Origin of the sequence: Paraburkholderia sp. Ac-20340, assembly GCF_017104965.1 — a bacterium.
Taxonomy (GTDB): domain Bacteria; phylum Pseudomonadota; class Gammaproteobacteria; order Burkholderiales; family Burkholderiaceae; genus Paraburkholderia.
Window position 1 is genome coordinate 241,973 of record NZ_JAAGPR010000001.1, and the last position, 25,121, is coordinate 267,093.

At 60.9% G+C, this 25,121-nt stretch carries 29 protein-coding genes; 27 read left to right on the plus strand and 2 right to left on the minus strand.

Annotation, left to right across the window (positions count from 1 at the left end; translation table 11 throughout):
* Window positions 1-108 precede the first annotated feature (108 nt).
* The 23 genes from G3N59_RS01270 (at window position 109) to G3N59_RS01380 (ending at window position 21,765) form a co-directional block, all read left to right on the plus strand.
* On the plus strand, window positions 109-801 hold the full coding sequence (locus G3N59_RS01270) for a hypothetical protein (protein WP_205980660.1): 693 nt from the start codon (window positions 109-111) through the stop codon (window positions 799-801).
* Complete coding sequence (locus G3N59_RS01275; protein ID WP_205980661.1) at window positions 794-2,878, plus strand: phage terminase large subunit family protein; 2,085 nt, start codon at window positions 794-796, stop codon at window positions 2,876-2,878. The genes G3N59_RS01270 and G3N59_RS01275 overlap by 8 nt, the downstream gene beginning before the upstream one ends.
* Before the next feature lie 2 nt (window positions 2,879-2,880).
* Complete coding sequence (gene gpW / locus G3N59_RS01280) at window positions 2,881-3,150, plus strand: gpW family head-tail joining protein (RefSeq protein WP_205980662.1); 270 nt, start codon at window positions 2,881-2,883, stop codon at window positions 3,148-3,150.
* A gap of 143 nt (window positions 3,151-3,293) precedes the next feature.
* Window positions 3,294-4,802: a phage portal protein gene (locus tag G3N59_RS01285; RefSeq protein WP_241023110.1), complete on the plus strand. Its 1,509-nt coding sequence runs from the start codon at window positions 3,294-3,296 to the stop codon at window positions 4,800-4,802.
* Between the two features lie 32 nt (window positions 4,803-4,834).
* Window positions 4,835-5,683 (plus strand): S49 family peptidase, encoded by an 849-nt coding sequence (locus G3N59_RS01290; RefSeq protein ID WP_346777834.1) that lies wholly within the window; start codon window positions 4,835-4,837, stop codon window positions 5,681-5,683.
* The gene (locus tag G3N59_RS01295) at window positions 5,616-6,392 is read left to right on the plus strand and encodes a hypothetical protein (protein WP_205980665.1); all 777 of its coding nucleotides are present in this window, start codon (window positions 5,616-5,618) and stop codon (window positions 6,390-6,392) included. The genes G3N59_RS01290 and G3N59_RS01295 overlap by 68 nt, the downstream gene beginning before the upstream one ends.
* A 41-nt stretch (window positions 6,393-6,433) precedes the next feature.
* Window positions 6,434-7,090, plus strand: coding sequence for a head decoration protein (locus G3N59_RS01300; protein ID WP_205980666.1), 657 nt, complete (start codon window positions 6,434-6,436; stop codon window positions 7,088-7,090).
* Between the two features lie 70 nt (window positions 7,091-7,160).
* Complete coding sequence (locus G3N59_RS01305; protein WP_205980667.1) at window positions 7,161-8,198, plus strand: major capsid protein; 1,038 nt, start codon at window positions 7,161-7,163, stop codon at window positions 8,196-8,198.
* 2 nt (window positions 8,199-8,200) lie between these two features.
* A complete protein-coding gene (locus tag G3N59_RS01310; protein ID WP_205980668.1) occupies window positions 8,201-8,533 on the plus strand; it encodes a hypothetical protein in 333 nt (110 codons plus the stop codon).
* Window positions 8,530-9,087, plus strand: coding sequence for an ABC transporter permease (locus G3N59_RS01315; protein WP_205980669.1), 558 nt, complete (start codon window positions 8,530-8,532; stop codon window positions 9,085-9,087). Before G3N59_RS01310 ends, G3N59_RS01315 begins: the two co-directional genes overlap by 4 nt.
* A 29-nt stretch (window positions 9,088-9,116) precedes the next feature.
* The gene (locus G3N59_RS01320) at window positions 9,117-9,353 is read left to right on the plus strand and encodes a DUF2635 domain-containing protein (RefSeq protein WP_205980670.1); all 237 of its coding nucleotides are present in this window, start codon (window positions 9,117-9,119) and stop codon (window positions 9,351-9,353) included.
* Between the two features lie 81 nt (window positions 9,354-9,434).
* Entirely contained in the window at window positions 9,435-10,946 is a 1,512-nt protein-coding gene (locus tag G3N59_RS01325; protein WP_205980671.1) for a phage tail sheath subtilisin-like domain-containing protein, read from the plus strand.
* A 63-nt stretch (window positions 10,947-11,009) separates the two neighbouring features.
* On the plus strand, window positions 11,010-11,393 hold the full coding sequence (locus G3N59_RS01330) for a phage tail tube protein (protein WP_205980672.1): 384 nt from the start codon (window positions 11,010-11,012) through the stop codon (window positions 11,391-11,393).
* 2 nt (window positions 11,394-11,395) lie between these two features.
* A complete protein-coding gene (locus G3N59_RS01335; protein ID WP_205980673.1) occupies window positions 11,396-11,737 on the plus strand; it encodes a phage tail assembly protein in 342 nt (113 codons plus the stop codon).
* 58 nt (window positions 11,738-11,795) lie between these two features.
* Window positions 11,796-13,655: a phage tail tip lysozyme gene (locus G3N59_RS01340; protein WP_205980674.1), complete on the plus strand. Its 1,860-nt coding sequence runs from the start codon at window positions 11,796-11,798 to the stop codon at window positions 13,653-13,655.
* Window positions 13,652-15,085, plus strand: coding sequence for a DNA circularization N-terminal domain-containing protein (locus tag G3N59_RS01345; RefSeq protein WP_205980675.1), 1,434 nt, complete (start codon window positions 13,652-13,654; stop codon window positions 15,083-15,085). The genes G3N59_RS01340 and G3N59_RS01345 overlap by 4 nt, the downstream gene beginning before the upstream one ends.
* Window positions 15,086-15,088: 3 nt before the next feature.
* Window positions 15,089-16,177, plus strand: coding sequence for a phage baseplate assembly protein (locus G3N59_RS01350; RefSeq protein WP_241023111.1), 1,089 nt, complete (start codon window positions 15,089-15,091; stop codon window positions 16,175-16,177).
* On the plus strand, window positions 16,174-16,767 hold the full coding sequence (locus G3N59_RS01355) for a phage baseplate assembly protein V (protein WP_205980676.1): 594 nt from the start codon (window positions 16,174-16,176) through the stop codon (window positions 16,765-16,767). The genes G3N59_RS01350 and G3N59_RS01355 overlap by 4 nt, the downstream gene beginning before the upstream one ends.
* A complete protein-coding gene (locus tag G3N59_RS01360) occupies window positions 16,764-17,228 on the plus strand; it encodes a phage GP46 family protein (protein ID WP_205980677.1) in 465 nt (154 codons plus the stop codon). Before G3N59_RS01355 ends, G3N59_RS01360 begins: the two co-directional genes overlap by 4 nt.
* Before the next feature lie 20 nt (window positions 17,229-17,248).
* Window positions 17,249-18,394 (plus strand): baseplate J/gp47 family protein, encoded by a 1,146-nt coding sequence (locus G3N59_RS01365; RefSeq protein WP_241023112.1) that lies wholly within the window; start codon window positions 17,249-17,251, stop codon window positions 18,392-18,394.
* A gap of 3 nt (window positions 18,395-18,397) precedes the next feature.
* Window positions 18,398-18,991: a putative phage tail protein gene (locus tag G3N59_RS01370; protein WP_205980679.1), complete on the plus strand. Its 594-nt coding sequence runs from the start codon at window positions 18,398-18,400 to the stop codon at window positions 18,989-18,991.
* Between the two features lie 6 nt (window positions 18,992-18,997).
* The gene (locus G3N59_RS01375; RefSeq protein ID WP_205981083.1) at window positions 18,998-20,530 is read left to right on the plus strand and encodes a hypothetical protein; all 1,533 of its coding nucleotides are present in this window, start codon (window positions 18,998-19,000) and stop codon (window positions 20,528-20,530) included.
* 263 nt (window positions 20,531-20,793) lie between these two features.
* Window positions 20,794-21,765: a methyltransferase domain-containing protein gene (locus tag G3N59_RS01380; protein WP_205980680.1), complete on the plus strand. Its 972-nt coding sequence runs from the start codon at window positions 20,794-20,796 to the stop codon at window positions 21,763-21,765.
* Here G3N59_RS01380 and G3N59_RS01385 read toward each other — a convergent pair.
* Window positions 21,762-22,310, minus strand: a complete 549-nt coding sequence (locus tag G3N59_RS01385; RefSeq protein ID WP_205980681.1) for a hypothetical protein — start codon at window positions 22,308-22,310, stop codon at window positions 21,762-21,764. The two genes, G3N59_RS01380 and G3N59_RS01385, sit on opposite strands and share 4 nt — an antisense overlap.
* A gap of 173 nt (window positions 22,311-22,483) precedes the next feature.
* Window positions 22,484-22,792 carry an XRE family transcriptional regulator gene (locus G3N59_RS01390; RefSeq protein WP_205980682.1) on the minus strand — a complete coding sequence of 103 codons (309 nt, stop codon included), beginning with the start codon at window positions 22,790-22,792 and terminating at the stop codon, window positions 22,484-22,486.
* A gap of 197 nt (window positions 22,793-22,989) precedes the next feature.
* Here G3N59_RS01390 and G3N59_RS01395 point away from each other — a divergent pair, with 197 nt between their 5' ends.
* From G3N59_RS01395 to G3N59_RS01410, 4 genes are all read left to right on the plus strand, one after another.
* Window positions 22,990-23,430 carry a hypothetical protein gene (locus tag G3N59_RS01395; protein ID WP_205980683.1) on the plus strand — a complete coding sequence of 147 codons (441 nt, stop codon included), beginning with the start codon at window positions 22,990-22,992 and terminating at the stop codon, window positions 23,428-23,430.
* Window positions 23,427-23,975 (plus strand): hypothetical protein, encoded by a 549-nt coding sequence (locus G3N59_RS01400; RefSeq protein ID WP_205980684.1) that lies wholly within the window; start codon window positions 23,427-23,429, stop codon window positions 23,973-23,975. The genes G3N59_RS01395 and G3N59_RS01400 overlap by 4 nt, the downstream gene beginning before the upstream one ends.
* Window positions 23,976-24,075: 100 nt before the next feature.
* Window positions 24,076-24,531 (plus strand): glucosaminidase domain-containing protein, encoded by a 456-nt coding sequence (locus G3N59_RS01405; RefSeq protein ID WP_205980685.1) that lies wholly within the window; start codon window positions 24,076-24,078, stop codon window positions 24,529-24,531.
* Between the two features lie 47 nt (window positions 24,532-24,578).
* Window positions 24,579-24,890: a hypothetical protein gene (locus tag G3N59_RS01410; RefSeq protein WP_205980686.1), complete on the plus strand. Its 312-nt coding sequence runs from the start codon at window positions 24,579-24,581 to the stop codon at window positions 24,888-24,890.
* Window positions 24,891-25,121: the final 231 nt, after the last annotated feature.

Below are 25,121 nucleotides of genomic sequence, written 5' to 3' on the forward strand. Positions count from 1 at the left end.
CCCGGGGGCCGGGCGGGTCCTTCCGGGAGATCCTTATTACGCGGGCATTGCGCGCGCCCGTTTTTCCCGTTCCTTTGACCGAAAAAAACACGTTACACGTTACACGCTATGGCGGCATCAAATGCGGCTCAAAGGCGCGCCGCGCCTAGCGATGCGGGTGTAACGCAGCGTGGCGCGAAAGCGCGGTCGAAGGCGGCGGACGTTACACCGGCAGGCGTTACACCGGCCGATACGGATGGCGTGATCGGGAAAGCGGCCTTGTGCGATGCGCTGGGATGGACGCGCCCGAAGCTGGATCGCCGTCTCGATGGCGACGAAGCGTTTCCGATCGCAAAGCGCGGCACGCGCGCTGGCGGATGGGAATTTGATCTTGCGGCGGTCAAGGCGTATCTCGCCGGCGGCGTTTCAGCTGCACGTCCGGCACCAACACGCGCCGCAGCGTCGGCGGACGCAAATCCGTACCCGGGCGCGAAGTTCACTGTCGTACCGCCGGCGGGCGTCGAGCCAGTCGTACACAGTGGGGAGCAGACCGCGCGCCAACGGCGCGACATGGTTCAGGCCGAGATCCTCGAAGACAAGCTGCGCCGCGATCGCGGCGAGCTGGTGCAGGCCGAGGTCATGCGGCAGGTGATCACGAAAATGCTGGTTCACCTTGGCAAGGGTATGGACCGCCTGGCGGATCAGGTCGTCGAGAAGCTCGGCCTCCCAGAGGAGAATGCCGACGTGATTCGCGAACTGACCGACGACCTGCGTACGACGATGGTCGATGAGCTGAAAGTGTTGCTAGGTCCAGATGCTTGAAAGCGCGTACGCCGACCCGTACCAGATCACGCGCGAGGCGCTCGCTGCGTTCGTGCCACCGGCGCGCGAGACGGTTGCTCAGTACGCAGCGCTAAATCGCCGCCTGACGAATCAGGGCGGCGGCTACGTCGGCCGCTGGCATCACGAGAAAGCGCCGTACCTCGTGGCGCCGATGGAGACCCTCACGCGCCTGGACTATCTGACCACAGTCGTGGTTGGTCCAGGGCAGTCTGGCAAGACTGAGGTAGCGCAGAACTGGATGCTGAAGTCGGTCGCAAACGACCCGGGCGACATGCTCTGGTATATGCAGACCGATCCCGGTCTCGAAGCATTCGTTAAGAGCCGGATTAACACGCAGATCGATGGCCACGCAGAGATGTCGATGCAGTTGGGATCGCGTCCGGTAGACGACTCGCTGCACTTCAAGCGCTTCACCGGCATGCGTGTCGAGTTTCTCTCGGCGTCCCCGAACAACGTAATCAACAAGTCGGCGCCCCGCATCGTTGCCGACGAGGTCGACGCATACCCCGAGTCGCTGGGTGACATCAAGGCCGTATTGGACATCCGGCGTCAGACGTTCGGACGCCAGTCGATGCTGCTCGCCATGAGCCACCCGGACCGTGCGCGCGGCCTGATCCCAGAGCGCGATTGGAGTGCGGGGATTATGGCGATGTACGGCGACAGCGATCGCCGTATCTGGTACTGGCCATGCCCGGAGTGCGGTGCGTGGTCGAGCCCGATCCCGACCGCTCCTCGGTTCATGGATTTGCATTACCCGGAGGATGGCACGCTCGACGATATCGAGCGTGAGGCGCGTTTGCTGTGCCCGGTCAACGGTTGTCTGATTGAGGATCGACATCGTCGCGCGATGAATCTCGCGGCCTATCGATCACCTTTTGGTGGCTGGATCGGAGATGGGCAGGAGATCTCGCAAGAGGGCGCCGTGAGCGGCGATCTGGTAGCGCGCAAGAGCGCGGGATTCTGGATCGTCGGCGCGATGTCTCCGTTCATCCTCGGCGGCATCGGCGGCCTTGCGCGCGCAAAGGTGAAAGCTGAACGCGAGCTAGAAGTGAGCGGTGATGACCTGACACTTCGCCAGGTGACCGTCAAGCAGTTCGGATTTCCCTACGCGCCAAAACGCGGCGTGGGTTCGATCGATGCCAACGTGCTGGCGGACCGTGCCGAGCCGGATCTGAAGCTGGCAAAGGTCTCTGAAGGTGTCCGGTTCATGACGGCCTTCGTCGACATCCAGATCGCGAGCTTCGACTGGCTGGTGCGCGGTTTCGGCGTGGGCGGTGAGAGCTGGGTTGTCGATCGCGGCCGCATACCAGCCGATCCGGCAACGTCGGCAGAGGACTGGGATCAGCTGCTCGAACTGATCGCACGCACATATCCGCTCGCTGACGGCAGTGGTCGGCACATGCCGATCCGCGCCCTCGGGTTTGACAGCGGTGGATCACCTGGCGTGACCCAGCAGGCGTATGCCGCGTGGAAACGCTGGCGCAAGAACGAGAAGCGCGTGCGGCTTATCGGCAAGATCGCGGGCCGCGATGCGTGGACAGTAATCCCGACCAAGGGCGCAAAAACGCTCGAAGCGCCGCGACTGGTCGTGACGTATCCAGACACGACACGGCAGGCAAACAAGGCGGCCGCCCGCGGTGCGGTTCCAGTGGCGCAGTTCAATCCGAACAGCTTTAAGGACGATCTCGCTGGGCAGCTTCAGGGCGCCGAGCCCGGTAACTGGTACGTGCATTTCCCCTACGAGCTACGGTCTCCCGAAGAACCTCACGTTTGGTTCGAGCAGCTCACTGCGGAGACGCGGCAGAAAAACGGCCGGTGGGAAAAGATCGTTTCGAGTCGGCGCAACGAAGCGCTCGACCAGATGGTCGGCACGCACATGATCGCGCACCTTCACGGGTTATCGCAGATCGATTGGGACAAGCCGCCTCTGTGGGCGGCACCCTGGGACAAGAACACGTCTCTCCTCGCTGGACCTCCAAGCTCGCCGCCGACCTCACCGGCCCCGGGCCCCGCGGCGCCGAAGGCGAAGCAATCCGCAGTTCTCAAGTTCAGATAGCGATGGCCACACTCGATCCAACGTCGCCGCTCTTCGGGCTCAGCACCGTACAGCTGCAGAAGATGCTCGCCGATGCGCAGCAGGCTTACGCAGACCTGCGCAGCGGCAAGAAAGTGGTGTCGATCGCCTACGCTCAGGGCGGCGGTTCGCGCAGCGCGACGTTTCAGCAAACCGACATGGCGTCGTTGCGCATGTGGATCGCCGACCTGCAGCTCGCGTTGAACCCGGCGCTGCGCGTCAATCGTCGCCGCTACATTCGGCCGCTATTCTAATGAGCAAAAATCCGGTAATCGTCGATTTGCGCGGGCAGCCGCTGCGTCGCGCGCGCGCCGACTATCCGAACGGCATGCCGCTCTCCAGTGGCGTTGGACGCTGGTATTTCCCGTACGAAGCCGCTGACTGGCAGACGCAGGAGATGGGCGCGTGGCTGCCGTGGATTCGCTCGCCAGATGCGGAAATAACGCAGTTCCGCGATCGCATGGTGGCGCGTGCGCGCGACCAGATCCGCAATGACGGCCGCTCATCGGGTGGCGTTACCCGCATCCTCGATAACACTGTCGGCGCTGCGCTGCGCTTGATGGCGAAGCCCGACTATCGCGCATTGCGCTATCTGAGCGGTGCGTCTTTCGACGTCCAATGGGCCGCCGAATTCCGCAGCGAAGTTGAAGCGCGCTGGCGCATCTTCGCGAACGATCTCGGCCGGTACAACGATGTCGGTCGCCAGCTCACCGTTTCACAGCAGATGCGGCTTGCGTTGCGCCACAAGTTGATTGACGGCGAGAGCCTCGTCGTTAATTACTGGATGCCGGAGCGCGTCGGACGTGGCGCCGCGCGTTATGCGACCGCGTATCTCGTCGTTGACCCCGACCGCCTCTCTAACCCAATGCAGATGGTCGATACGCGCCACCTGCGCGGCGGAGTTGAGATCGACGACAACGGCGTTCCGCTCGCATATCACATTCGGCGGGCGCATCAAAACGACTGGTACAACTCCGTCGAGAGCATGGAGTGGGAGCGCGTAGAGCGCGAAGACGAAGACGGCTGGCGCCGCGTTATCCACGATTTCGAGCATGACCGCGCGGGCCAGAATCGCGGGGTGAGCGTGTTCGCTCCGGTGCTCGCTCACGCGAAGATGCTCGCACGGTATTACGGCATCGAGCTGCAGGCAGCTGCGATTGCGGCTGCGATCGGCACTTACGTGACGAGCCCATACGATCCGAGCGAGGTGCAGGAAGCCCTCGGCGACGATCGTGAGCTCGGCTTCTATCAGTCGCTGCGTGCGAACTGGAACGACCAGCGGCCAGCGATGTTCAACGGGTCGCGCATCCCAGCGCTCGCGCCCGGCGAAGACATCAAGACGGTGGCCGCTGCGCACCCGCACAGCGGCTTCGTTGATTTCGCGCACGAGATGCTCGGTGCAATTTCGACCCAGCTTGGGATTTCCACCGAGCAGATGACCGGTGACTGGACGCGCACGACGTATTCCAGCGCACGCGGCGCACTGCTAGAGAGTTGGAAGACGCTCGTGCGCCGCCGCCTGGAGTTTTCGGCGGGCACTGCCACGCCCATGTACGCCGTTTGGCTGCGCGAAGAAATGGAGCGTGGCGAGCTGCCGATGCCGAATGGAGCTCCCGACTTTCTCGAAGCTGAAACAGCATACGCAGCGTGCTCGTGGCTTGGCCCTGCGCGCGGCTGGGTGGATCCGGTGAAGGAGCCGCAGGGAGCAATCCTGAAAATGGACGCTGCGCTCACGACGCTCGAGCAGGAAGCGGCCGAGCAGGGCTTCGACTCCGAAGAGTTGATCGACCAGCGCGCCTACGAAATCCAGCGATTCCGCGACAAGAATATTCCGCTTCCCGAATGGGGCGGCGCCGAAGTCGCGACGCGTTCTGACGAACCTCTTCCCCCGCCCGAGGCAGCATGAATTTCCCGCATCTCGCGACACGACTTTTCAACGTGCCGCTCGCCATCACTCCACACAAGGCCGAGATCGTCATCGCGGCGCTGGCGGACCGCCTCGGCATCGCGCAGTTGTTTCGTCCGGACGGCGACATCATTGCGCTGGCCGGCGGCGGCGCACGTGCGTTCCTCGACGACATGGATGCGGACGAGGAGCCCGTCGAGTCGCGTCCCTACGAAGTATTCGAGGGCGTTGCGCGGATTTCGGTGCAGGGCACGCTAGTGCAGAAGCTCGGCACCCTGCATCCGTGGTCAGGCATGACTGGTTATGACGGCGTTCGTGCGCTGTTAAGCCTTGCACTTGAGGACCCGGGCGTGCGCGCGATCATGCTCGACGTCGACTCACCCGGCGGCGAAGTCGCGGGCTGTTTCGATCTCACCGACGCCATCTACTCGGCACGCGGCGAAAAACCCATCTGGTCGATCCTGACCGAGAGCGCCTACTCGGCTGCATACGCGATCGCGAGCGCCACGGATCGCATCATCGTACCGCGCACGGGCGGCACGGGCAGCGTGGGCGTTATCTGTATGCATGTCGATTTCTCGAAGGCGCTTTCGCAGACCGGGATCGACGTGACGCTCATTCACTACGGCGATCGCAAAGCCGACGGTAACGAGTACTCCCCGCTCTCGAAAGAAGTTCGCGCACGTCTGCAGGCCGACGTCGATGCGATGGGAGAGCTGTTCGTCGATACGGTTGCGCGCAACCGCAATCTCACCGCCGCCCGCGTGCGCAGCACGCAGGCCGGCACGTTCCTCGGCGCCGCTGGCGTCGAGGTTGGTTTCGCCGACGCTGTCATGGCGCCGGACGAAGCACTTGCCAGCCTGCTCGCTGAGCTCGGCTGATTTAACCAACCATCAGGAAACACTCATGAGTAACGTGCTCCGCAACATGATGGGCCGCGCGGGTCTCTCGTTCGGCCACCTCGCCAAGGTATCGACGCGCTCGGCGCGCGCCGAAGAAAACGACGATCGCAACGACCGCGACGACAACAGCGGGAAGGGCAAGAAGGGCAAGCGTGCCGAAGGCGACGACGACAACGACGACGACGACGGTCAGAACCGCGACGACGGCGACAGCAAGAAAGGCTCGCGCGCCGAAGGCGACGACCAGGGCGGCGACGATGATGACGACGACCGCGACGACAACAGCGGGAAGGGCAAGAAGGGCAAGCGTGCTGCGGCATCGGGCGACGATGACGATGACGACGACGACGATGGAGATCGTGCCGAGGACGACGATGATGACGAGGAGGAGATGCGCGGTAAGAGCGCAGCTGCTCGCGGCCGTCGTCGCGAACGCGCGCGCTGTGCGGCGATCTTCGGCAGCAAGGCGGCTGGGCGCAATCCGGTGCTTGCCGCCAACCTCGCATTCAACACGAACATGACGCGCAAGCAAGCACTCAAGGTGCTGAACGAAACGCCTGCGCCGCAGGGCAGCGTCGGAGCGCGTCGAAATCCGAATCTCGGTGCTGGCGGCGAGCAGAGCGCATCGCGCGAGCACACGATTCAGGCCGGCTGGGATCGCGCTTTCGGCAAAGCGCGTGGTCGCTAAGTCGAAGCGCCGCACCATTCCAACTTAACAGGACTCGAATCATGGCTCAGACCCCTCTCATCGAGAACCGCCATAACGGCGGCTTTCTGGTATCCGAATCGCGCGGTCACCGCTCGCGCGAAATGGTCACGCTGGCTGGCGCCGTCGTCGTGCTCGCCGGGCAGGTGCTCGGATACAAGGCCGGCGGCGTCGTCTCGGCTGCCGCAGCCGATGGCAATACCGGCAACGGCGCGATTACGCCCGACGCAACCACTCCGACGCTGACCGGCGCGCAACTAGGTGTCTATACCGCGGTGTGCACTGCTGCCGCAGCAAACGGTGGCACGTTTCAAGTCACCGATCCTGCTCACAACGTGCTGGGGACGGTAGCCGTTGGCGCAGCCTTCAGCAATCAGATCAAGTTCGTGATCGCGGACGGCGCGACGGACTTCGTGGTCGGTGACACGTTCGATATCGAGGTCATCGCAATCACCGGTGTGTACGAACCGTTGAACCCGAGTGCCACCGACGGCACGCAGACCGCGGCGGCGATTTCGTTCAACACCGTCGACGTCACGCTCGCGGACAAGCAGGGCACCGTGGTGATCCGTGACGCGGAGGTCAACGCGGCCGAACTGATCTGGCCGACCGCAGCGACCGCCGCGCAGATCGCTGCCGCGACCGCGCAACTTACCGCGCTCGGCGTGATCTCGCGCTGATCGTAGCCAGTCAGTTTCATTCGATGTCCTTTTGGCCGCGAAAGCGGCCATTATTTTTTTGGAGCCAATAATGGCCAGCTTGGACGTTTTCCACCAGGACCCGTTTTCCACCATCCAGCTCACTGCAGCGATCGACAAATATCCGTTCCAGCCGACGGGGCTCGGTGAACTGAATATTTTCGAGGATGACCCCATCCGCACGACGGCACTCGCCGTCGAGCAACGTCAAGGTCAACTGATCATCATTCCGACGTCGACGCGCGGCGCGGAAGGTACGCAGCGCGTGACGGAACGCCGCCAGGCGCGCTACTTCGACGTGCCGCGTCTGCTGCACGACGACACGATCTATGCGAACGAAATCCAGAACATTCGGGCGTTCGGTTCGGAGTCTGAGCTCATGCAGGTTCAGGACGAAGTGGCGCGTCGTCTGAACGGCCCTACGGGCATCCTGCGAAACATCGAGTACACGTGGGAGTTCCATAGGCTGGCTGCCGTGCAGGGCATGCTGATCGACAAGGACGGCTCGATTATCTTTAACTGGTTCGACGAATTCGGTATCGAAGAACCGGACGAAGTGCCGTTCAACCTGTCTGCCAATGAAGAATTCACGCTGCGTCCTATCTGCAACCGGATCCGCCGTTCAATGGCGCGTAAGGCGCAAGGTGCATTCACGCAGAGCACGCGCGTCTTTGCACTGTGCGGCGACGCCTTTTACGACTCATTCGTCAATCACGTCGACGTCGTGAAAACGTTCATGAACTGGTCAGCTGCCGCCGACCTTCGCGACGACCGTCAGGGCGCTGCGTTCGATGTCTTTCCGTATGCCGGTATCAACTGGCTGAACTATCGTGGTTCCGACGATAACTCGACGCTCAAGGTGCCGGACGACAAGGTCAAGTTTTTCCCGATCGGGGCGCCTGGAATCTTCCGTCGCGCACTCGCGCCGGGCGAATCGTTCGAATGGGTCAACACGCCGGGCAAGCAGAGCTATCTGATCCCGATCTTCGACCGCGATCGCAATGCGTGGTGGAAGATGGAAGGATATTCGTACCCGCTGCACATCTGCACGCGTCCGGAGGTTCTGCAGCGCGGCCGCGCAGGCAACTGAGCGTGATCGACTTCGACGGTACGCTCAATGACGCGATCAGCGCGACGTTGGGCGACGAAACTCCCATCGTCTTTTTACCGAAAGCCGGTGGGAGCTTCCCGGGCATCACGGGGGTTTTTACGCAGATCACCGATCACATCTTCGATGCTGACGGCGAGCCGGACGCCAATATCACGGTTGCGACGCTCGGCGCTCAGACGTCTCAATTCTCAGCGCTGAACGCGCCCGTACCTGTTCAGAGCGACCGCTTTCAGATTGGTGGTGTTGCGTACGTCGTCAAGGATGTAGCGGTCGACGGCCTAGGCTGGGCATATATCGATCTGGGCAAGCAATGACCACTTCACGCAACTTACGCGAACTGGCAGTTCAGGGATTGACTGTCGCAGGCGCGACCGCCGCTGGATCGAATGTCTATTCGCCGCGCACGTGGGCGACGTGGGATGGTAAGTATCCGATGCTACTCGTGCAAACGCCCGACGAGCATGGCGAGAGCTGGGGGCGGCAAGGCGCACCGGCATTCACGGTCGTGACTACGTTACGCGTCACGGCGCGAGCACAAGCCGCAGCGCTTGCTGACGACGCCGCGGCGGCCAACGTCGAGGAGCAGCTCGAAACGATCCGTGAGCAGGCCAAAGCGGCGCTCATCAACTACCCGCCGATCATGACCTTGCTGCAACAGTTTCCAGCGTTCAGGTCTTCGATCAGCGTGAACCGTGAAGGGCAGTCGCCCATCGGTGAAATGACGCTCGATGTCGAAATGGAGCATGTGCAAGGCCCCGATGACTTCTTCCAGCCGCCTACTACGCCGCTTGAAGGCGTTGACGTGACCTACGAAATGCCGGACCACACGACCGAGCCGGGCCTCACGATCGATCTTCCACAGACCTGAGCGGCGCGCTGGCGCCATAGGAGCTTTCCATGTACGTGAAACCCGCCCCGGGCGTTTTGTTGCGCGATCCGGTTACAAAGCAACTGCTTTCGTCGGCGCCGGTCGACGGCGTCAAGACGACCGTTGTTCCGGATGCCGGCATGCTGGTCGACGACAACGACTTGTACTGGCGCCGACGCCTGCGCGATGGTGATGCCGTTCGCGCTTCGACGACGCAGGCCGATACCGCATCGAAAGCCACGGCCACCGAAAAGACCTTGAGCTAACACGACAGTCGCGCTGCCCGTGAGCCCCGCTTCTGCGGGGTTTTTCTTTTTGGGCGGCGACATCGTCACCGGAGCCATCGAATGGGCGATCTCTCTTTCCCTAACATCCCGCAGAACCTTCGGGTTCCGCTTTTCTACGCGGATCTCGACCCGAGCAAGGCGAACACAGGTCAGCAGACCCAGCGTGCGCTGATCATCGGCCAGATTCTTTCTTCGGGGACCGGTACCCCCGGACGCCCGCAGATCTGCCAAGGCGTCAGCGATGCGAAGTCAGTAGGCGGTCAGGGCTCAATGCTTGCCCTTATGACCGCCGCATATCGCAATCGCGACTCGTTCGGCGAAGTGTGGTATTTGCCGCTGGCCGACGGTGCGTCGTCGGTCGCTGCCTCCGGTTCGCTGAACGTGACGAGCGTGCCGACGACTACTGGTGTTCTCTCGTTGTATATCGCAGGCCAAGTCGTTTCCCTCGTCGTGACATCCACGATGACCGCAGCCCAGATTGCGACGGCGCTTGTCGCACAGATCGGCACGCTTCCCGACCTGCCCGTCACCGCAGCTGTCGACGCAACGACCACAACGAAGGTCAACTTCACGGCGAAGAATAAGGGACTCGCCGGCAATGACATCGACCTGCAACTGAACTACGGCGGTATCGCAGCCGGCGAGTCGACCCCGACGGGCATGGCCGTGACGATAACCGCCATGGCAGGTGGGCTCGTCGCCCCCGATGTCACAGATGCATTGGCGAATCTCGGCGACCAGACGTTCGATTTCATCGCGTTCCCTTACACGGACAGCACCTCGCTCGATGCGATCAAGTCGTTTCTGAGCACTTCGACGGGTCGCTGGAGTTGGAGCCAGCAGCTCTATGGTGGGGCTTATGGCGCCTATCGTGGAACGCTCGGAACCCTCACGACATTCGGCGTCACGCGCAATGACGAGCACATGTCGATCATGGGCTTCAACGGGTCACCGACGCCGAACTGGGTGATCTCCGCGATCTACGCCGCCGCTGCCGCAGTATCAGCTCGGGCCGACCCAGCACTCCCGATGCAGACGGTCACGTTGGATGGCATGCAAGCGCCTCCGCTGGAATTGCGCTTTCAACTGACCGATCGCAACACGTTGTTGTACGACGGCATCTCGACGTTTTCGGTTGCCGATGACGGTACGTGCGCGATCGAGAACGCGATCACGACCTACCAGAAAAACTCGTTTGGCGACGCTGACGACAGTTATCTCGAGGTCGAAACGCTCAACACGCTCGCATATGTGCTGCGCCAACTGAAGTCGGTCGTTACGACGAAATACGCGCGCAAAAAGCTCGCCGCGAACGGCACGCGCGTCGTCGCCGGCACGAACGTTGTCACGCCGTCCACCATTCGCGCCGACCTCATCGCGCAGTATCAGACGATGGAAGAAAACGGCTACGTGCAGGGCAGCAGCGTATTCGCGCAAGGCCTCATCGTGCAGCAGAACAGCACGAATCCGAACCGCGTCGACGTCCTCTATCCCGCGATTCTCATCGATCAGCTGCGCGTCTTTGCGCTGCTGATGCAGTTCTCGAACATCGTTCCGACGACCTCGAGCTGATCGCGCGAGCACATCCTTTGATGCGCCGCTATGCGGCGCGCTCCTTTTTTCTGGAGACCTGCAATGCCTTCTCCCACCGGACTGCTCGCCGGCACTGCGTCGCTGACCGTCGACGGCACGACGTATATGGTCACGGGCGACTTTAAGTACAAGCCAGGCAGCAAAAAGCGTGAATCGCTTTCTGGCATGGACAGCGTGCACGGCTACAAGGAAAAGCCATCGCCGCCGTACATCTCTTTCAACCTTCGCGACTGGGGCGGCCTTGAGGTCGCATCGGTCAACGACTGGACCGACGTCACCTGCGTGGCGCAGCTCGCTAACGGCAAGACCGTCATCGGGCGCGACATGTGGTCCGTAGAAGAGCAAGAGGTCGATTCCGAAGACGCGAAGTTCGACGTGCGTCTCGAGGGGCCGACCGGTTGCGTTACTGAAACCACCACGAGCTAAACATGGACGACACGAAAATTCTCATTCTCCGCAAGCCCGTCACGATCAAGGGCGACACGAAGACTTACGACTCACTCACGCTGCGCGAGCCGACGGTCGACGAGCTCGACCGCAGCGTTCAGGTGCAAGGCAGTGCGTATGCCTCGAATGCGGCTCTTGTTGCGATGGTGGCGGGGGTGCCGCTGCTTATCGCACGTCAGATGTCGAAAACGGACTACGAGGAGGCGACGGCGTACCTGTCGGGTTTTACCTGGGAGCCCCCGCAGTCTGGCGCGACCTCGGGGACCGACGCGCAGACGTCACTCACTTCTGGCGATGGGGGCCCGACGACGCCGGTCGCATGACGCTGCGGAAGTTCAATTATTGGTTTGAGCAAGCCATGCGTCTTAAGGGAGCTTCCTGATGGCCAACGTCTTTTCGATCACGATCACTGCTGTTGACCGAGCAACTGCGGTCGCGCAGAACGTGAATAAGGCGGTCGCTAAGATCACGAAGCCGATCGGCGACGTCAAGGCGTCCGTCTCCGCGTTCGCCAAAGAAACGGGGATGGACAAGCTCGGCCGGAGCATTGAGAAGGTCGGCATTTTCGCGACCGAATCTGCGCGCCGTGTCGCGTCACTGGCGCCTCCAGTGGCGGCGCTTACCGGCGCCGCAACGGTCGCAGGCGTCGTGGCCTTTGCGACGAGTTGGGGCCGTAGCGCGGTACAGATCCGCAACACTGCCTATAGCATCGGAATGGGCACGACGGAGCTGCAGGAGTATCAGGGCGCAGCGCGCCTGGCTGGCGTCTCCAGTGAGGCAATGACGAACGGCCTGAAGTCTGTCGGCAACGCATTCGAGGATGCTTCCGCCGGCCGCGACACCTTCGTAGCCGGCGTGCTCGCTGATAAGGGCATCGGAATTCATCGTCTGCGCGATGGTTCGATTGATACGGCGCGCGCGCTGCACGACGTCGCGAATGCGGCGTCGAAGATATCGAATACTCAAGCACGTCAGAAATTTCTGGAGATCTTCGGCGTTGGGGATCTGGGTCCGCTGCTTGGGAAAGGCGGCAAGGCGATCGACGCCTATATCGCGAAGTTCCAGAAACTCAATGCGGTGATGACGCCCGAGCAGATTGCCCAGGGCGAGCGCTATAACGAGTCCATCGTCGGTCTCGATGCGAGCGTCGATAAGCTGAAAAATTCCATCGGCTCCTCACTAGCGCCGGCATTGGGCAAAGTCGCAGACGAGATGGTGCCGATTGCGAACGAATATGGGCCCAAGATCGCGAACTGGATCGAGACGACTGACTGGTCCAAGAAAGCTGATGAGGTTGGAAGCTTCGTTGACTCGCTCGGTGGCGTACAAACGATTGGGGCAGCCATTGCGGCGATAACCTTTGCGGGACCCATCGCAAGCATCACGACGCTGATTGCGCGCGCCGTGCGGCTCGTTGCCCTGCTGACGACAATCGCATCAACGACGGCCCCGGGCGGGGCGGCTGTCATCGCTGCTGGCGGCTATATCGCAGAACGCGAGCGTGCGCAGGCGCTTGATAAAAGCATTCATCAACTGCCGGACGAAACGAAGGATCAGCGCGACCAGCGCGTTGCCGACGCGATCGCCGGTGGCGTAGCTACGCCCAATACTGCGGCGCCCGCAGACGGCGGTTTGGGTGGCCGCCTGTTCCGTTCAATTCGTAGCCTTTTCGTTAAAAGTGCTGCGGACAGCGATAAGACGCCCGCAATTGTTCAGCGTTTCAAGGACATGGGGTGGTCGCAAGCGCAGGCATCCGGCATCGCTTCGAACATTTTCCGCGAGAGCGGCTATGACCCGAACGCGAGCGGCGACAACGGTACCGCATACGGCATTGGCCAATGGCACGCTGACCGGCAGGAAGCCTTTCGGAAGCGCTTCGGCATCGACATTCGAAACTCCACGCTCGATCAGCAGCTGCAATTCATTGACTACGAGATGCGGCAGGGCGCGGAAAAAAAGGCCGGCGATGCACTCGCGCAAGCTACTACTGCGGCGCAGGCCGGCGATGTCGTGTCGAGGCTGTACGAACGTCCGGCGGACACCGAAGGCGAGGCGTCACGTCGCGCTGCGGACGCCGTCGCCGTCGACCAGAGCGTTTCGCAGACGACAAATGGCAGCGTGCACGTGCATATCGACATGCCGAACGCGCCGCAAGGAACGCGCGCGACCGTCAAAACGACGGGCAACACGACCGCTTCGGCGAACGTGGGCGAATCCGCACTCATGGAACCGGCAATATGAGCGTTGCAAGTCTGACAAACCTCGCTGGCAGCATCGGAGGTGTCGCATCGGCGACAAGCCAGCTCGCGTCGTTGCTTACCGGTGCTTCGGCCAATTCATGGTGGGGATCGCTGCGGCAGGCATCGTATGGCGGAGTGCCATTCGCCGTGGTAAGCACCAGCACTCGTTTCGGCACGCGCAACGCTGTGCACGAATACCCGTTCCGTGACGACGCGTGGATTGAAACGCTGGGCAAGCTGCCGCGTCGCTTCCAGATCTTTGGTTTTCTGATCGAGAATAGCCGTGTATATGGCGGCGGCGCGGTCATCGTTCAGCGCGACAGACTGGTTGACGTATGCGAAGGCGGTAACCAGACGCTCGTGCATCCGACGTTTGGCCGGATCGACAACGTCGCCTGTTTGGATGCCGAGGCTGGCGAGAGTGTCGAGCACGGGCGCGTCATCGTCGTGCGCTTCACATTCATGCGCAACGGCGTGCAGTCGCAGACGTCGTCGACGACCGATACAAAATCGCTGCTCGATGAAGTCGCCGATGATCTTGGCGTCGGCGCCGAGCTGGATTTCGTTAAGTCGGCTGCATCTGCGATCGAGGAAGGCGCAGCGGTGGTACAGACCGCCGTTGGGGTCGCGGTGAGCTGGGTACAGCTCGGTGTATCCGTCGTCAACGACGTGCGGCGTTTCGCGAACACCGCGAGTACTCTTGTCGGCAATTTTGGCCGCTTTTTCGGAGCCGGTAATTCCGGATACAGCGGTTCGAACCAAACCGCGTCGTCGAGCACGACGGCTGCCGATCTTTTGAACAACGACGCGACGGCGCGCGCCGCTGTTTCGCAAGCCAGCACGGCGCTACAGAAAGCTGCTGCGAACCCTTCGGATGCTGCATCGCTCAATACGGCCGCGCAGGCGTATGTCGTTGCTCTGGCAGCGACGATGTCGGGCCCCAGCGATGCTATCCGCTCTCTGATCAATCTGTCTTCGTTCACTCCGACAGGGACTTTCACCGACTCGGCGATTGGCACAGCAATGTCGACGACTTCTACCGCGACATCAGCGCTCCTGCGACGCGCGGCGATCGCACAGCTTGCTCAGACGGTCGCCATCTACCAGCCGTCGTCATATGACGACGCGGTATCGATGATGTCGACCGTCACGTCCCTGCTCGACGACGAGATCGAGATTGCAGGAGACGCTTCTGACGACAATAGCTATACAGCGCTGCGCTCGATGCGCAGCGCTGTAGTCGCCGACCTGCAGGCGCGAGCAGCCGACCTTGCGTCGCTCGCGACGATGTCGTTCGGCACCACGCTGCCGGCGCTTGTGCTCGCGCATCGGATCTATGGCGACGCATCGCGCGCGGACCAGCTCGTACAGCAGATCGCACCTGTGCATCCTCTTTTCATGCCTTCGACGTTCCAGGCGCTGGCGGAATGATCGATGGACGACGAACTGTATTTAAGCGTCGGCAATCAGACGATTACTGGTTGGACCGACATACGGGTGACGCGCGGCATCGAACGATGCGTCTCTGATTTCGACATCGGGCTTACCGAAGAGCAGATCGAACAGAATGAGGTGACCGAGGTCGTGGTGCAGACGGGCGACGAATGCCTCATCGATCTGGGCGCCGACCTTGTGCTGACCGGCTACGTCGATACATACGAGCCCGCGATATCGAAGGCTGGTCATACCGTGCGCGTAGCGGGACGCAGCAAGTGCGAGGATCTCGTAGACTGCTCCGCTGTTTGGCCGAACGGGCAAATCAGCGGGACATCCGCACTCGACGTTGCGACAAAGCTCGCGGCGCACTACGGCATCAGTGTCAGCTGCGACATATCAGATCTGGTTTCGATCCCCCAATTCAACGTTTTCATCGGTGAAACGCCCTTCGAAATTATTGAGCGCGTGAGCCGCTACAGCCAGTTGCTGGTCTATGACCAACCGGACGGGTCGCTCAAACTCGCGCGGGCTCAATCTGGTACTGATGGAACGCGTGCGACCGGCGGGATTGTGCAAGGCGCGAACGTTCAGGCTGCATCCGTGCTTTTTTCCTCGACCGAGCGATTCTCGAATTACACATGCTTCGCTCAATCGGTGCTGTCGTTCACAGACGCAGGTATCGGCGCGAACATGGTTGCGACTGTGAGCGATCCAAACGTCAAGCGCGTGCGTGAGCGTTATATCGTCGCTGAAGCAGTGCAGGGGTTCATGGATCTGGCGCGTCGCAGAGCCGTCTGGGAGATGAACCGGCGCGCTGGTCGCGCCGCTGTGATTTCGGTCACAGTGGATAGCTGGCGCGACTCTGGAGGTGTTCTCTGGACGCCTAACACGTTGGTATTTGTAGACATTCCGAAGCTCAAAATCTCAAAAAAGACGTGGCTGATTGGCGAAGTATCGTATCGGCGTAACGCGGAATCTGGCACTACCGCGGAGCTCGTCATCATGGATCCGAGTGGCTATTCGCCAGAGCCGATTGCGTTGCAGCCCGCATTCGTCGATGGAAGCGCGTTGGGGGGGCAACAGTGAGCCGGCAATTCCTCGATCGCGCCGCGCGCCGCATCCTGAATCTGATCGGACGTGCCCGCGTCAACCTCATAGACGACTCTGGTCCAGTACAGATGAGCCAGGTCACCGTCAACTCTCTTGAAACGATAGACCGTGTGCCAGTCGTGCACGACTTCGGTTTCAGCTCGGTACCGCCGAAGGAGAGCGACGTCGCAATGGTGTTTGTTGGTGGCGATCGGAGTAATGGTGTCATCGTGGGCGTCAATCACCAGGCATCGCGCCCGCGAGATCTTGCCGCCGGCGAGACTGTCATCTTCACGCAGGATGGGAAGCAGATCTATCTCACGGCAAGTGGCGGCATCAAGGTCGCGGCGAACGGTCAGCCAGTCGAGATCGACAACGCGACGGTCGTGACGATCAACGCTGCAACCAAGATTCGTGCCGTAACGCCGCGGTTTGAATGTACTGGCGACATCGTAGACAACTGTGATTCGACCGGCCGTAGTATGGCCGCCGATCGCGAGATCTACGACTCGCACCAACACCCGATTGCGAACATCCAAACAGGCCTCAGCAATATCAGTACGGGCACGCCAACGGTGACCGAATGAGCGACATCAAGATCTATTGGGACGCCGCTAACGGGCGCGGCGACTGGCAACTTCTTGCAAACGACATCGCGACGGGCGATGACCTGGAAACTGCGCTCCTGTTCAGCATGTTCAGTGACCGCGAGGCCGCGAGCGACGACGTGATTCCTGATGGATCGACGGATCGGCGCGGCTGGTGGGGGGACGACGGCAGCGATAGTGACACGCGTCCCACTGGATCGCGTCTCTGGTTGCTCGCGCGGCGCAAGGCGCCACTCGATTCCACTCTTCAAGACGCCTACGACTACATCGTTGAGGCTATCCAGTGGCTCGTCGACGACGGCGTGGTGGCTCGTTTCGATGTAGTTGTCCAATGGCGGCAACTCGGAACGCGAAAAAACATGATCGGTTCTTCAATCGTCGCGTGGCCGCCTGACGGCAGTGCAGCGCGCACTTATGACTGGGCGTGGGGAACTAGCTAATGCCGTATACCAGACCGACATTGACCGAGCTGCGCACGCAGATCTGGAGTGATATCCAGACGGGCCTCGGTTCGATCCTCGCATTCCTCTCGAAAGCTGTCCTCAAGATTGTTGGCGCTGCGCTGGCTGCTCTTGTCTGGGGCGTCTATGGCTACCTCGACTGGATCGCGAAGCAAGCCGTGCCATGGACGTCTGAAAACGAATATCTGGCAGGGTGGGGAGCGCTGAAGAGCGTGTATCTGAAAGCAGCTGTGGCGTGGGTTGGGGAGGTCGAATTTACTGGTGCTACGCCTGGCAGATCCATCGCTGCGGGATCGAGCATCTCGCGGCAAGACAACACGCTCTATACAGTCAATTCTGCTGCTGAGGTGGCAAGCGACGGGACAGTTACCGTGGCGGTGACGGCGTCGGTGGCGGGCAGCGCTGGCAATTGCGACGACGGTACGTCTATGACCTTGACGTCGGCGATCGCCGGCGTACCTTCGACCGGTTCAGTAACGTCCACTGTGACGACAGGAGCCGACGTCGAGACGCAAAGCGCCTACTGGACGCGTGTGATGGACGCGTATCAGGATCCACCGCAGGGCGGCGCTCAGGGCGACTATGTAAAGTGGGCGACCGACATCAGCGGCGTTACGCGGGCATGGGTGCAGCCGAATGGTTTTGGCGTCGGAACAGTCGTTCTTTATTTCATGATGGATGATGCTGAGTCCGCTTATGCGGGATTTCCGCAGGGCACTAACGGCGTCTCGCAGAACGACGAGGGGCCTGACGGGCTTCCGCGTGGCGTTGTCGCGACCGGCGACCAGTTGACGGTCGCAGACACCATCGTCAGCGAGCAGCCGGTTACGGCTCTCGTGTATGCGTGCTCGCCGATCAAGAACTCAATCAGTTTCACGGTCACAGGAATCACGGATAGTACGACGCAGGCTTCTGTGAACAGTGCGTTATCCGATATATTTTTCCGTGACGGGGAGCCGAAGGGCACTATCGACTGGTCGGAGCTAACGGGCGCAGTCAACTCCGTATCGGGAACCAGCGGATACCTCATCACCGGCGTAACGAGCACGGTCGCTGGCGTTACAACGACGCTGACACCGAATGCGAATATCACGATGGGCGCGGGGCAGTTGCCTGTGCTCGGCACGGTCACCTACCCCTCCTGATCTATGCTCGCACCCAACTACAGCGCCGCAGATTATCTGCGCGCGCTGCTTGCGCATTTGCCGCGAGGTCGCGTCTGGCCGCGTGACAGCGAAACCTCACAGGTCAAGACGCTAGGAACTTTCACACCTGCCTTTGAGCGGCTCAATGCCCGCGCCAATAACCTGCTCGTCGATGCTTTTCCCAGCTCGACTTACGAACTCTTGCCGGAATGGGAGTCGACGCTCGGGTTGCCAGACCCATGTGCGGGAGAAGCGCCGACGACCGAACAGCGCGTCGCGCAGGTGGTGGGGCGCTTTACCGCCACCGGTGGCCAGTCGATCGCCTACTACACGGCGGTCGCGAAGGCGATCGGCTACGCAATCACCATCACGCAATACGTACCGGCTCAGTTCGGCATGGCGTTCGGCATGCCGTTCGGAGGCGACGACTGGGCATTCGCCTGGGAAATCAACGCCCCGACGTTCTCCATCAACTACCTCTCGTTCGGCGGCTCATTCGGGACGCCGTTTGCATCGTGGGGAAATAACGTCCTGCAGTGCGAGCTCGAGCGAATCATGCCCGCGCACACTATCCTCAACTTCTCATATTCGGACTGACCGAACATGGATCGACTCATTGCATCGAACTCGGTCGCGGCGGCGCAAGCCGACACCGCGCCTACCACCGGAACGGCCCAATATGCGACCGACGGTAATCCGGCTTCGAATATTCCGGCTACGCGTTGGCCCTCGTATCAGTACAACGCGATTCAGGAGGAATTGATCGCGATTCTGACGTCTGCCGGGATCACACCGGACAGGACGAACAACGGTCAGATCGTCGCAGCAATTAAGGCGCTTTTCAAAAAGAACTCGGTTCTCGCGGACGTAGGAATTGTGAACGCCTATGCCGCCGTCAACGCTACGCCGCTTGTCGCCGCGACATGGGTGGACGGCACGATGCAGGCGGTGAAAATCGCACATTCGAACACCGGACAATCGACCTACGCACCGGATGGACTGCCCGCTATCCCGATCTACGGGCTGGGACTTCTGCCTCTCGCTAATGGCGAGTTGTTTGCTGGTGGGACCGCGTTTTTGATGCGCTCGACGATCACGGGGGTGAACAGCGGCAACCCGATTTGCGTACTGATGGAGTGCGCTGGCGGCGCACAACAGGTTGCGCCAGCTACCCAGCCAACGCATGCGCCGCAAATGAGCCAAGTCGCTGGCGTCGTGGGCGACGCGCGCAATTTTGCGATGACAATTTCGACTGCATCAGCATCGGGCACTTTGACCGCGGACGAGGTCATCGTTGAGAGTGCATTGGGCGGGATCCGCTATTGCATACCGTCGCTAAGCGCGTCATGCAATTTGGCGTCCACTGGCGCCGGAGCGATGGACACTGGCTCGGCACCCGCATCCGGCTTTGTTGCGCTTTACGCGATCTACAATCCGCTGGTTTCGATGTTTTATGGATCGATCAGCGGTACAACGTTGACGGTATCCAGTGTCGTGTCTGGCGCGCTGGCGGTTGGGCAATATGTCCAAGGTGCCGCGCCTGGCACTAAGATCACTGCGCTCGGTACTGGAACCGGCGGCATCGGAACCTATACGGTTTCGGCATCGCAGACAGTCGCTGCAGGTTCTCTGTCGACCGGCTCTGCCGCGTTGCTGGCGACGAACGCGACGAGCGCTGCTGCACCGAATGTGTATGGCGGCGCAAACATGCCGAGTGGCTATACGGCGAGCTGCCTTGTAAGCGTGTGGCCAACGAATAGCAGCGGCCAGTTCGTCGCCGGGTATCAGAAAGACCGAAAATTCTGGTTTCTATCGCCCGTTTCGATTCTCAGTTCGACTAGTGGATCAACGGCACAGGTCACCCTGTCTGGCGCGACGGTTATTCCGATCAACGCCAAGACCGCATTTGGTTTGATTGGCGCAACTAGCGCAACTGCTGCTCAGCAGTTTTCCAGCTATCTTAATTCGGCGTCTGGCGTCGCCGCGCAATCGCTCACAGCTGGTTACACGGTGGCAGGGGGAGCAGTGCTCGACCCTTGGGAGTTGCCGATGGCGACGGCACAGACGCTTTATTACACCGGTAGTGTAAGTAGTGGTGGCACGTTCAATGTCAGCCTTCGCGGCTTCACGATCTGAGGAATATATGGCGAGCACGCTCTATGTGAGTTTTACGGACGCAACGAAAGCGACTGTGAATGGTGTATTCGCAGGACCAGGCAATTCGACCGAGGTGTGGCCATATCAGGACTCAATTCTATCGAGCGACGCGCGATATACGGCGTACTATACCGCGCAGGGAGAATGGGCCGCTTTGACAGGTTTGATTGCCCCCGGCGACTAATTTAAGAGTCGGTCGATTGGTGTAATATCCGGCAACGCCAATCTTTACGATCCTAACTATGTCTACCGTTGAATACGAAAATATTCAGAACGCATCAAAAGAAGAGCGACAACGGATTGTTGATGGGTTTTACTGGCATCACTCAATAGATTTTGGCGACGGCGTCGCCTCTAAAGGCGGCGGTAATATTGCCTATATCAATGAGCAAGCCCGTGCACTTTATGATGGGATAAATATGCACGGTAGATCGCTTCTGGATATCGGCGCATGGAACGGCGCTTTCTCATTTGAAGCAAAACGCCGCGGCTGTGATCGCGTATTGGCTACGGATCATTACTGCTGGAATAACGCGCAGTTCAAGGGCCGTGAAACCTTTGATCTCGCACGCAGCTTGCTCCAGCTGGATATCGATGCGCTCGACATCGACGTGCCTGAAATCAATCCGCAGTCGGTAGGCCAGTTCGATATCGTGCTGTTCTCCGGCGTGTTCTATCACCTGATCAACCCCGTGCATTTGCTGCGCCAGATCAGCCAGTGCGCAAAGAACACGCTGATCGTGGAGACATGGCAGGACATGCTGGATTCCGATCGACCCGGCATGATCTTCTACCCGGGGACCGTGCTGAACGGCGACGGTTCGAACTGGTGGGGACCAAACCCGCAAGCGATGTACGAGATCCTGAAAGAACTTGGCTTCACGCACGTTTTCTATCAGGACGCACCGCGCCGTCGCGACCCCAAAGGCAAAATGTTTCGCGAGCGCGGTATCTATCACGCCTTCAGAACGTGGGAATCGATTTTCGAAATGGGTGGCCCGCATGCGTCGTGGCAGCACCTTGAAAACCCGGACGTTCGCAAGATCGTGTTCGAGCCCGTGTTACCGAAGGCGCGCCGCGATGAGGTTGAACAGCTTGCCAGACTTAAGGCCGAGAACGAGCGCCTGACGCGTGAGAACGCAGCGCTTCGCGAATCGACGTCGTGGAAAATCACGGCGCCAATTCGCGCAATCAAAAGGCTCGTGTCAGGTTAGTACGTGTAGTTCGCACTCAACATCCAATCGCCCTTGATGCCCGACGGCACGTTTTTCGCCGTCGAGCTGCCGACTGGCGCATAGAGGTAATTCAAGCGCACCGAAAACGGCCCGCGTGAGATCGACGCGCCAGCGAGCGCGCCGAGTTGCATGTGCGGGCTGTGCATTAACGTCTCCTGCGTGCCTATCGGGCCGAAGCGGCCATCTGAGAGGGCTGTCGCGACACTCGTCCACGTGCTTCGATAGAGCGCAGGGCCGATCTCCACTCCAAACTGCCAGCTTGAGCCCAGATCCCAGAATGGTTCAAGCGTGAGCGCAATCGCCTGGATGCCTCCTGTCGAATCGAAGCGGCGCATCGCGCCGCAGTTGTCATCGTTGCACGTCTGGGTCGTAGCGTTGTAGCCGCCCGTTGTTCCCGTGCCGTCGAAGTCGGCAGCGTCCTGCGGATTCGTCGATGACCATTTGACCTTGCCGAAGTTGTAATAGTCGAGGTGGAGGCGAAGCCCTGGCATGAACGAGCGCGGCCGCGCGTCGATGGCGTTCATGACGATGCCGATGCGACCTCCATAGCTGCCGTTCGGGGTGTCGTGTGAGAAGCCTCGCGAGTAATACATACCATCGCCGAGTTTGGTCGCCGAAGTGGCGCCGATGCCGGCTTCGATCTGGAAGAACGACTCAGCGCGCGCCTGCGTGGCCGCCGTGCAGCCGATCGCGGTTGCTACAGCTGCGGCTCTCCATCGACATCCGGGCCGACGAAGCATCCGAAGCTGCGCATCCGTTCGTGAATCTGCTCGATGTTCTTGATGGGCCCTTTCATGAGTTCGAGGCGTGCCGCAATCAGGAACGCTTTGTCGAAGCCCAGATCGCGCCGATCCGCCTCTGGCGTCTTGTCGCCCCACGTGTACTTTGCCCACTGGCGACCGGTTGAAACGTGAGCTAGCGCGGCCATTTGCGTGCGCGTATTGCCCAGCTCGTCTGCGAGCCGTAGCAGGTCTTCGGGCGTCGGTGGCACGTAGGATGGGTTCATAGGGACGAAAAAACGCAATGCGCGAGAGCGCGCGAAGGATCAGATTCACGGTCATTCCTTTCGGAGAGTCGGGCACCGCGGAGTGCGTAGCCCAAGCTTCCACAATGTACCTAAAAGGTACATGTGTCAAGAACAACAACACGCCGCCTTCGGGCGGCGTTTTCGTTTCAACAACCCTTCGCGAACAGACCACGCCTATGCCGACCACCGGTGACGATTTGAGCCTCGTGAAGCTCCTTTCCGGGATTTCGGCCTCTCTTGCCGTACTCGCCGGCACACTCTCGGCCGGTTGGATGCGTGCCAGAAAGGAGCTGTCGAATACGCGGAAAGCCGAGTCGAGCGACAAGTTGGATATCCGTCGCGATGAGATTGAGGCCGCATCGCTCGAGAGCCTTGCCCGGGCATCGAAAGAATGGGAGTCGCAGTATCACAAGGCTATAGCGCGCGAGACGCGCTATAGGCGTCTGCTGGCAGTCGCTGAGGCCAAGTACAGAAAGATGGTTCAGCAGGCCGCCGAAGACCGGTTGCAGGACCGTTTGAAGATCGAGGCGCTCATGGTGAGCCTTGCCGAGAAGGATCGACGCATCGTGGAACTGCAGGCCGAACTCGGAGGCCGTCGCGCGACGGACAAAGCATGACGAACAGTCAGCGATTGAAAGCCCTGTGGTTTCGGATCGACGTTTTCGTGCTTTCGGCACTCGTCGTGTTGCTCGCGATGGCGGCGGGCGCCGGCGTCATGAACTGGATCAACCAGGGCGAGCGCATGCAACTCGTGAATCGCTTTCCGACCGTTCGCGCGGAAGAGCGCGCGGCATGTGAGCGCGAGTTCAAAGGGCGCATTGACGACCTGACGCAGCTCAACCAGCGCAGCGCGCAGGACCTCGCGGACATTCGTCCACTCATCAAAGACACGCACGACGTCGCCGAGTACACGCTGCGCTTTCTCGGCGATCGTGCGCGCATCAGTGACCAGCGAACGACGGCCGTGCTTCAGCAAGCGAGGCAAGCCGCGCAGGCAGCAACTGCCGCGCAGCAGACAAGCGCGCAGGTTGAACGAAAGGTCGCTGTCGCGGCGACGAAGGCGGACGAAGCTGCAAGCACGGCACAGGCCGTCAGCAAGAAGCTGGACACGGCCACGCGGCCAGCGCTCCCCGCCAAACCCTGGATCGGTAACAGTCACTGAAAGAGAGCGCCGTTCGCGCGCTGCCTCTGCCTTCTTCCTCACCACGCCGCGTGGTCGCCAATAACGGCGATCGCGCGCCGCGTCATTTGTCGAGTACTCCATGACCCCCAACGCATTTATCGCGGCGATCGCGCCGGCGGCGCGCGCGCTCGCGCTCACCACAAAGATCCCGGCCAGTTTCACGACCGCTCAGGCCGCGCTCGAATCAGGGTGGGCCACTTCGCAGCTCGCACAACGCTATTTCAATCTCTTCGGCGTGAAAGCCGATTCGAGCTGGAAGGGGCCTGTCGTTGTGCTTCCGACCTATGAATTTGTTGCCGGGCAACGCATTACGGTGCCGGCGCGCTGGCGCGTCTACGCGGACTGGCTCGGAAGCCTGAAGGATCACGCCAGCTTCCTGATCGTCAATCCGCGGTACGCCGCAGCGTTCTCGTGCACGAATGGCGCCGCATTCGCCCAGGCAGTCGCTGCCGCTGGCTATGCGACCGACCCGACTTACGCCTCAAAAATTATTTCGATCATCAACGCGCATTCCCTCACGCAGCTCGACGCATGAGGCCTTCCGCCGCTTCGCGCGGCACCTTTAACCACAACGGGGTATCCATGAATGTCGTTCTGTTTTTCGTTGGCGCGATGCTTATCTTTGCCGCATGGGGGGCACTCGTGCTCCTCGGCAAGGCTGACGCACGCGAATATGTGCTGGCGCTCGGCGCGGCTCTCAGCTGGATGGCCACGCATCAAACCGCGAAGTCCGCAGCAATCTCTGAGAGTGGCGCATCGCCTGCGATCGATGCAGTTCCGCCGGCGCCGCGCGCGGGCTATACGCCCACTGTTGCTGATGGCGCTCCCATGCCGCCGCCGCCCGCGTCGCAAGCCATTGCCTCGAGCAACGTAACTCCGCCCACGATCCAGTGAGGCGCGCCGTCGGCGCTCTGCTGGCGGCGCTTATCGCTGGCTGTTCGGCCATTGAGCATGTGCAACTGCTTCCGGCCGTGAATCCGACCACCTACGAAGTTTCTTGCTGCATCGCGTATGCCGAGATTCCTCCATCGACGCGCGTGACCCTCGCAGTGAAAAAAAGCGCCTCTGGCACGAAGGTCAGCCTAAGCGCGCACTGGCGTTTCTGATTTCTCCCCCCGCCGCGAC

Coding starts and splice junctions, on each gene's coding strand:
- G3N59_RS01315 (WP_205980669.1), top strand. CDS start 8,530: ATGACCACTTCACGCAACTTACGCGAACTGGCAGTTCAGGGATTGACT.
- G3N59_RS01285 (WP_241023110.1), top strand. CDS start 3,294: ATGGGCGCGTGGCTGCCGTGGATTCGCTCGCCAGATGCGGAAATAACG.
- G3N59_RS01340 (WP_205980674.1), top strand. CDS start 11,796: ATGGCCAACGTCTTTTCGATCACGATCACTGCTGTTGACCGAGCAACT.
- G3N59_RS01300 (WP_205980666.1), top strand. CDS start 6,434: ATGGCTCAGACCCCTCTCATCGAGAACCGCCATAACGGCGGCTTTCTG.
- G3N59_RS01380 (WP_205980680.1), top strand. CDS start 20,794: ATGTCTACCGTTGAATACGAAAATATTCAGAACGCATCAAAAGAAGAG.
- G3N59_RS01345 (WP_205980675.1), top strand. CDS start 13,652: ATGAGCGTTGCAAGTCTGACAAACCTCGCTGGCAGCATCGGAGGTGTC.
- G3N59_RS01375 (WP_205981083.1), top strand. CDS start 18,998: ATGGATCGACTCATTGCATCGAACTCGGTCGCGGCGGCGCAAGCCGAC.
- G3N59_RS01390 (WP_205980682.1), bottom strand. CDS start 22,792: ATGAACCCATCCTACGTGCCACCGACGCCCGAAGACCTGCTACGGCTC.
- G3N59_RS01400 (WP_205980684.1), top strand. CDS start 23,427: ATGACGAACAGTCAGCGATTGAAAGCCCTGTGGTTTCGGATCGACGTT.
- G3N59_RS01270 (WP_205980660.1), top strand. CDS start 109: ATGGCGGCATCAAATGCGGCTCAAAGGCGCGCCGCGCCTAGCGATGCG.
- G3N59_RS01350 (WP_241023111.1), top strand. CDS start 15,089: ATGGACGACGAACTGTATTTAAGCGTCGGCAATCAGACGATTACTGGT.
- G3N59_RS01405 (WP_205980685.1), top strand. CDS start 24,076: ATGACCCCCAACGCATTTATCGCGGCGATCGCGCCGGCGGCGCGCGCG.
- G3N59_RS01385 (WP_205980681.1), bottom strand. CDS start 22,310: ATGAACGCCATCGACGCGCGGCCGCGCTCGTTCATGCCAGGGCTTCGC.
- G3N59_RS01325 (WP_205980671.1), top strand. CDS start 9,435: ATGGGCGATCTCTCTTTCCCTAACATCCCGCAGAACCTTCGGGTTCCG.
- gpW (WP_205980662.1), top strand. CDS start 2,881: ATGGCCACACTCGATCCAACGTCGCCGCTCTTCGGGCTCAGCACCGTA.
- G3N59_RS01305 (WP_205980667.1), top strand. CDS start 7,161: ATGGCCAGCTTGGACGTTTTCCACCAGGACCCGTTTTCCACCATCCAG.
- G3N59_RS01330 (WP_205980672.1), top strand. CDS start 11,010: ATGCCTTCTCCCACCGGACTGCTCGCCGGCACTGCGTCGCTGACCGTC.
- G3N59_RS01410 (WP_205980686.1), top strand. CDS start 24,579: ATGAATGTCGTTCTGTTTTTCGTTGGCGCGATGCTTATCTTTGCCGCA.
- G3N59_RS01320 (WP_205980670.1), top strand. CDS start 9,117: ATGTACGTGAAACCCGCCCCGGGCGTTTTGTTGCGCGATCCGGTTACA.
- G3N59_RS01275 (WP_205980661.1), top strand. CDS start 794: ATGCTTGAAAGCGCGTACGCCGACCCGTACCAGATCACGCGCGAGGCG.
- G3N59_RS01360 (WP_205980677.1), top strand. CDS start 16,764: ATGAGCGACATCAAGATCTATTGGGACGCCGCTAACGGGCGCGGCGAC.
- G3N59_RS01395 (WP_205980683.1), top strand. CDS start 22,990: ATGCCGACCACCGGTGACGATTTGAGCCTCGTGAAGCTCCTTTCCGGG.
- G3N59_RS01335 (WP_205980673.1), top strand. CDS start 11,396: ATGGACGACACGAAAATTCTCATTCTCCGCAAGCCCGTCACGATCAAG.
- G3N59_RS01370 (WP_205980679.1), top strand. CDS start 18,398: ATGCTCGCACCCAACTACAGCGCCGCAGATTATCTGCGCGCGCTGCTT.